The organism is Roseobacter sinensis (assembly GCF_025755255.1).
In the GTDB taxonomy this organism is placed as follows: domain Bacteria; phylum Pseudomonadota; class Alphaproteobacteria; order Rhodobacterales; family Rhodobacteraceae; genus Roseobacter; species Roseobacter sinensis.
The window spans coordinates 1-5,748 of record NZ_JALIEB010000050.1 but is presented as its reverse complement, the minus strand read 5'-3'; the positions used below and the strand labels follow the sequence as shown (position 1 = coordinate 5,748).

The following is a 5,748-nucleotide window of genomic DNA, read 5'->3' as shown; positions in this document are numbered from 1 at the left end:
CTGAATGTCGCTTCCTCGCCATTCAATGTCCCCCTTCGGTGACCACTTTAATGGCCCAGTTCTAAGGGGGAAGGACATTGGTATACACCGACTAAAGCAGACATTCATGCAAAATGCAGCTTCGGTCGGATTGAGCTGATACTGTCAAAAAATTTTATCCTGGCGAAACATGCCCAAGAGGTGAGCCACGGAAACCCCCCTTGGAAAAATCGGCGGCGGGGGCGGCCAAAACGCTAACTAGCAACGACAGATGCTGCGATAGCTCTCGATGAACATTTGGTGCAGACTTGGTTGACGCATTGAACTTTAGCAGAAAAACTTGGCTGTCGCGTTTGGAGTTCTTCAAGACAATCGACAATTTCGGCGCTCCTTGAAAGGAGGGCCTGACCGGGTGGGTTTGAACGCGATCGCCCCAGTTTCGCTGGACGTAGGCATACCGAATTTGAAACTGCTGCGGGCCAGCGGATCACTCCGATTCAGTCAGGTCAGAGCTGGCAGGTAGAACTGTCAAGAAGTATCGCTGAGCATTACCTCTTTTCTCTATCACCGATTGTAAGGTTCCGTGTCGAACTGACTGAGGCTTGGGAACAACTCTCCTCGTGAGTAGGCGCGGCTGTTGGCGGTTCACTTACGTCTTTTGATGAACAGTCGGCCCGCCAAATCAGATCATTTGTCGGGTATCGCAAGCCGCGACGTTGCAGGAACACATCGTGACTTTCGAAACAGAAGTAGTCTTGCATAAGCGCGACAATCCGATCCGCGTCAAGGCTGTCCTGGCAGGTGTAGACATCGAGCGTCACAAAACGGCGCGACGGGAATGTGTGAAAGCTTAGATGGCTTTCTGCAATCAGCACAAAGCCGCTTACACCTCCGGGGTCTTTCCGGTTCTTTGGCCCAACTTCAAGAACCTGTGGCGCGGCAATTGCATGCATTCCCAATAGTTCTGGCAGCTCCCTTAGTAGGATGGTCAGGCCAGCCTTGTTCGCGAGCCTCTCTGCGTCGGCCCCGTAGCCGTCAATCATAAGATGCAGGCCGAAAGTCTCGGTTGCTGCGGTCATGATCTGCACACGTCGTCCGCGCGCACCGGTACGGGTCGCAGCCGATCGAAGACGAGATGGAAAAGGTAGCCGTACAGCACATAGAATGTGCTAAGCCCAACATCGATGGCAAGAGCAACCCAAACCCCGTGACCGCCCACAAAGACAATCACCGGCCAGGTCACCAAAGTGCTCGTAAGCTCGGCACAGATCGCATGGGCAAACCTGAGCCGATGAGGTCGATCACTCGCAGCCCGTCCAGTCAGCCGCAGCTCACAGAGGTCAAAGGCGGTGTTGTGAATTGGCAGCCAAAGGAGGAGAACGGTGGACACAGCCGCTACCAAGATGAATGAGTCAAAGCTGCTGCGCTCGAAGACCAACCCGTAGAGCGGTACCGCGATCAATAGCCCGCCAGCCTCAAATGCGACTGTCTGAATAACCCGCTCTCGCACCGATCTTAGGGGAGGTAGGGTGCGCGCCTCTGACAACCTAGAGGGTGTCATGGGACGTCTCCGCGGTGTTCTGGGACTGAAGTGGTTATTGTTCCGCTGACACACGCGTCAAGGCAAGGTCGGCCGCGACCCCAAGCAAAAAAGCAAACCGCCATCGCGACGAGCAGAAGGCCTTTTGAAATTGGCGCGCCGTTGGCATGCAGTCGAACAATCTGAAGGCCGAAAATCTGACGACCAAACATAAGAGCCATCGTTAAGCACCAAGTGAAGGGACAACACGATAGCTGCTTTCGCAGGCTGCGATCAAAGCGCTATCGGATCTGCGGCGCGCGGATGAGTAGGTCATCAGCCATGCGGGAAGATTCTCTACATTGGTCGTCACATCTGTGACAATGTCGAGTGTGTCACCTGCATCCATGTTGCCATAGTAATGAACGCGACGGGCGACCAAAGACGTGCCTTTCGGCATTTCGGGAATGGCGTTTTCCTCCGCGTTGCCGAAGAAGTTTTGAAACCGGGCAAAGTACACCAATCCCACACCATTAAGGTGATCATTCGTCGCTATTCTGTAGGAAACGTGCGGAGGCGTTTCAGGATCATGGGCGCGCTTTCGCTCTTGATGAAATAGATTTCGTAAATTCTGCGCGCGCGTTTTATTGGGGTCATAGTCTGTGGTTGACGGTAACGACGCGATGTCAGATCGGACAAGACTTGTATTCGAATGGCCCTCCAGCGACGCAAAGACAGTCATGATTTCGACGCAAATTCGATTTCCGTCTACGGACTCAAGGTCAATCTGGCTGAGCCATGACGTTTCGGCACACGGTCTGACAACCATTCGGAACTGACATAGCGTATCTTCGACATAGTCAGTGAGCGAGCCTGAAAGCGTTGCCGTAACAACGGATGCAAAACAGCGCCTTCCTCTATCATCCACCCATTGGGAGGGGGCCGTGTCCAGTTCTTCCGCGATTGCCAGCCAATGCAGGTGCCCGACCTCTTTCATGAGCCACGATGCGGACAATCCGCGCGAGTTTAGGTGAGGCATCCCAAGCCGAAAGGACGACGTGGCTGTCGCCTCCAATACGTTTTCGGTCGAGCACTGAAGTAGCATGTTTGAACTCCTGCAAAAATTCTTTTGGACAAAATTCTTCACCCACCACCCGGTAAGGGTGGCGTAAAACCAGCGACTTTCTTAGGCGAGTGAACCGTTTAACCGATGAGGATGCGGCAGGTCATTGAGGTTCCTATACTTTGAAATACAGCCACCCTGACAAGACTGCCAATTTGGTCGGGACTGTTGGCTCATCTAGTCCCTTTGGGAATGCGCAAGATCGGCATCGTTGCCTCCAGATTTGACGAAAGCTTGATAGCACTTAACCATTTGAGAATTATGAGGCGCGAGTTAGTGTATTGTGAGTACACCAAAAAATTTGACCCAAATCTCTGTCTGCTGCGAAGGCCTCTGCCCGAATTGGATTCCGCCGATGCCCAAACGTATCCTTTTGATCGAAGACGATCCGACATTGCGGCTACTGACAGTAGCGTACCTCAGGCGGGACTTTGAGGTTGCCGAGGCTTCGAATGCGACACAAGCATGGGAGCTTTACACCGGTAGCCAACCGGAAGCTGTTATCATTGACGTCGGGCTACCGGATGGGAGCGGTCTTGATCTCGGTCGTAACATCAGGGCGCGCGACGCAGGCGTTGGGATTATCTTTCTGACCTCTGCGGGGGATAAGGAAACCAAACTAGCCGGATTTGCGGTTGGTGCAGATGACTATGTCACTAAGCCTTTCGAACCTGAAGAACTTACTGCGAGGATTGCAGCCTTACTTCGTCGGCATGCACCAGTATCACCCACCTCGGCTGAGCTTCTGCGACTCGGCTCGCTTACGATGGATCGCGCACGTCGAGAGGTAAGCGGACATTCTGGATCACGCGCCGACCTAACGAAAGCGGAATTCGATGTTCTCGCGGCACTTCTTGACGGTCGAGGCAAGGTGCTATCTCGTATGCAGCTTCTTGACGCCATATCGACCCACCCTGATCACGATGCCAGTGAAAGATACGTGGATGTCGTGATCAGTAGTTTGAGACGGAAGCTTAATGCGTTGACAGAGGACGAGACACCGATTTTGACCGTGCGTGGCATTGGCTACCGAAGCGGATATCTTGACTGAAACCCTACCACTTTCGCGAACGTTGCAGTTCGCCAACGAAGAAGATGAAACACGATTCCGTGCGCTTTACTTTGCAACGGCTGCAGAACAATTTCCATCTGCTGTTGTTTTGGCGCTCGTGCTGCTGATCGGATTTGGCGCCTTCGACTATTACGTTTTAAGTGGCGGCCAAGCCGGACCACTCCTTTGGAAAGCGTGGGCGGCCCGGGCCACATTGTGCTTGGTGTATGCCGTGGCGGCGCATCTGACCAAAAAGACGCCCCCTGACAGACTGCCATTGCTTGTAATGGCGACGTACTTGCCCACCATCGCTCTGATTTGGTGGTTGACAGTTCTTGGACCGCCTCCGGGTACATTGACGTATCTCTACGCGTTCACGCTGGTCAGCCTCGCGGGTTTGACACTTATCCCATATCTTTTTGCTCACGCATTAGTCGTGCAGCCACTCTTCTTGCTTCCCTTCGTCCATTGTGCAGTCAGGCATCAAGGGGGCTTTACAGATGCTATGGCAGACATCGGGTTTCCATTGACCATTCTTCTGTCAACAATCCTATTTGGGCTCCACGCTAAGTTCCATTCAGAGCAAGAATTGAGGCGGAACTATCTACAAAGCCGACGCCTCGCGGAGGCACGCGATAAAGCAACTGCGGCTGACAGAGCAAAAACCGGCTTTCTTGCAATTGTCAGCCACGAACTTCGTTCACCGCTCAATGCGATCCTCGGAAACCTGGAACTGCTGAAAAACCGATCAGATCGAAGCGCGGAAGATTTTCGTATCGCCGCATCAAGTGCGGGGCGCACGATGGCGTCGCTTGTCGATGATATTCTTGCCTTTGCGGCAAGAAACGAAGCCGGCCCCGGCAAAATATTATCCGAACCTTTCCGACCCTCAGAGGTTCTCAAGGAAATTCTGTTCGTTTTTGGTGGTGAAAAAGATCCGAACCAAGCCGCCGAAATCCTCGTCAATCGCATTGATGCTGGCACCGTTCGTGGTGATCCTGGCCGTTTACGGCACATTCTTCTCAACCTCGTCGGAAATGCCGTAAAGTTTGCAAATGGCTCCGAAGTGTGCATCCGCCTTCGCATAGGCAATGACCGGTTGGTGTTCGTTGTAGCTGACCACGGACCCGGCATCCCAAACCAGGTACGGAACAGCCTTTTTGATCCATACACAAAGGGCGATCCGATGGCACCAGGTGTAGGCCTTGGCCTCTCCATCGTTGCGATGATGGTTCGCGACCTGAATGGCCAGATCAGGGTTCGCTCGCGTGTCGGCAAGGGTACAGTGTTTCGAGTTACGCTTCCATTTCCACAAGTCTTTGACGAACTCCCAAGAAAGCCACAGGCCAACGACAAACCATCTCGCACCTTGCGTTTGCTTGTCGTGGATGACGAAGCTGTCGGACGATCAGTTCTTACGGGCCTTCTCAGGCGCGACGGACATCGCGTAGAAGAAGCAGAGTCGGTCGATGAGGCGCTCAGCATTGCATGTTCACTAGAACCAGATGCGATTCTTACCGATCTTCGGATGCCAAAGCGAAGTGGATACGACCTCGCGAGCGATCCTGCTGTAAGCAAAATTCCGGTCGTCGCTGTGACAGCAAATGTGCTGGCTGACGGGCGGCCACGAAACGCCTTTGCAGCCGTGATACCAAAGCCGGTGGATACAGTTGTTTTGCGAAGCGTGCTATCAACCGTCACCAAAACTACAAAACCAATCCAGACCTTGTCATCTTTAGCCGTCGATGCTCTGAAGCCTGCGGAGCAGGCACAAGTGATAGGATCTTTTTTGGAGAACCTTGATGCAACTATCGCGGTCCTTACGAACGTAGATACAGCAGAGGCGCTCCGCGAGGCCGCTCACCGGGTAAGAGGGCTACTCGCCACTATGGGATATCTTGAGGAAGCTTCTATCGCCGCCCGACTGGAAGAAAAAGCAACCCAGTCTTTGGGCGCAACGAGTGCAGAACGCGCTGAGCTTCTTGAGGCGCTACATCACCTGTCCTTCCCCCTTAGAACTGGGCCATTAAAGTGGTCACCGAAGGGGGACATTGAATGGCGAGGAAGCGACATTCA

At 53.4% G+C, this 5,748-nt stretch carries 5 protein-coding genes; 2 read left to right on the top strand and 3 right to left on the bottom strand.

Annotation, left to right across the window (positions count from 1 at the left end; all coding sequences use genetic code 11):
• Nucleotides 1–527: 527 nt before the first annotated feature.
• The 3 genes from MUB52_RS23770 to MUB52_RS23765 form a co-directional block, all read right to left on the bottom strand.
• Complete coding sequence (locus MUB52_RS23770; RefSeq protein ID WP_263846644.1) at nt 528–1,058, bottom strand: S-adenosylmethionine decarboxylase family protein; 531 nt, start codon at nt 1,056–1,058, stop codon at nt 528–530.
• On the bottom strand, nt 1,055–1,540 hold the full coding sequence (locus MUB52_RS24170; RefSeq protein ID WP_404818277.1) for a chlorhexidine efflux transporter: 486 nt from the start codon (nt 1,538–1,540) through the stop codon (nt 1,055–1,057). Before MUB52_RS24170 ends, MUB52_RS23770 begins: the two co-directional genes overlap by 4 nt.
• Before the next feature lie 202 nt (nt 1,541–1,742).
• Nucleotides 1,743–2,537, bottom strand: coding sequence for a Pnap_2097 family protein (locus MUB52_RS23765; RefSeq protein ID WP_263846643.1), 795 nt, complete (start codon nt 2,535–2,537; stop codon nt 1,743–1,745).
• Nucleotides 2,538–2,976: 439 nt separating this feature from the next.
• On the opposite strand from MUB52_RS23765, the gene MUB52_RS23760 reads away from it, so the two are divergent.
• Nucleotides 2,977–3,672, top strand: coding sequence for a response regulator transcription factor (locus tag MUB52_RS23760; RefSeq protein ID WP_263846642.1), 696 nt, complete (start codon nt 2,977–2,979; stop codon nt 3,670–3,672).
• On the top strand, nt 3,638–5,748 hold a 2,111-nt coding region (locus tag MUB52_RS23755), incomplete at its 3' end, for an ATP-binding response regulator (protein WP_263846641.1). The genes MUB52_RS23760 and MUB52_RS23755, both read left to right, overlap by 35 nt.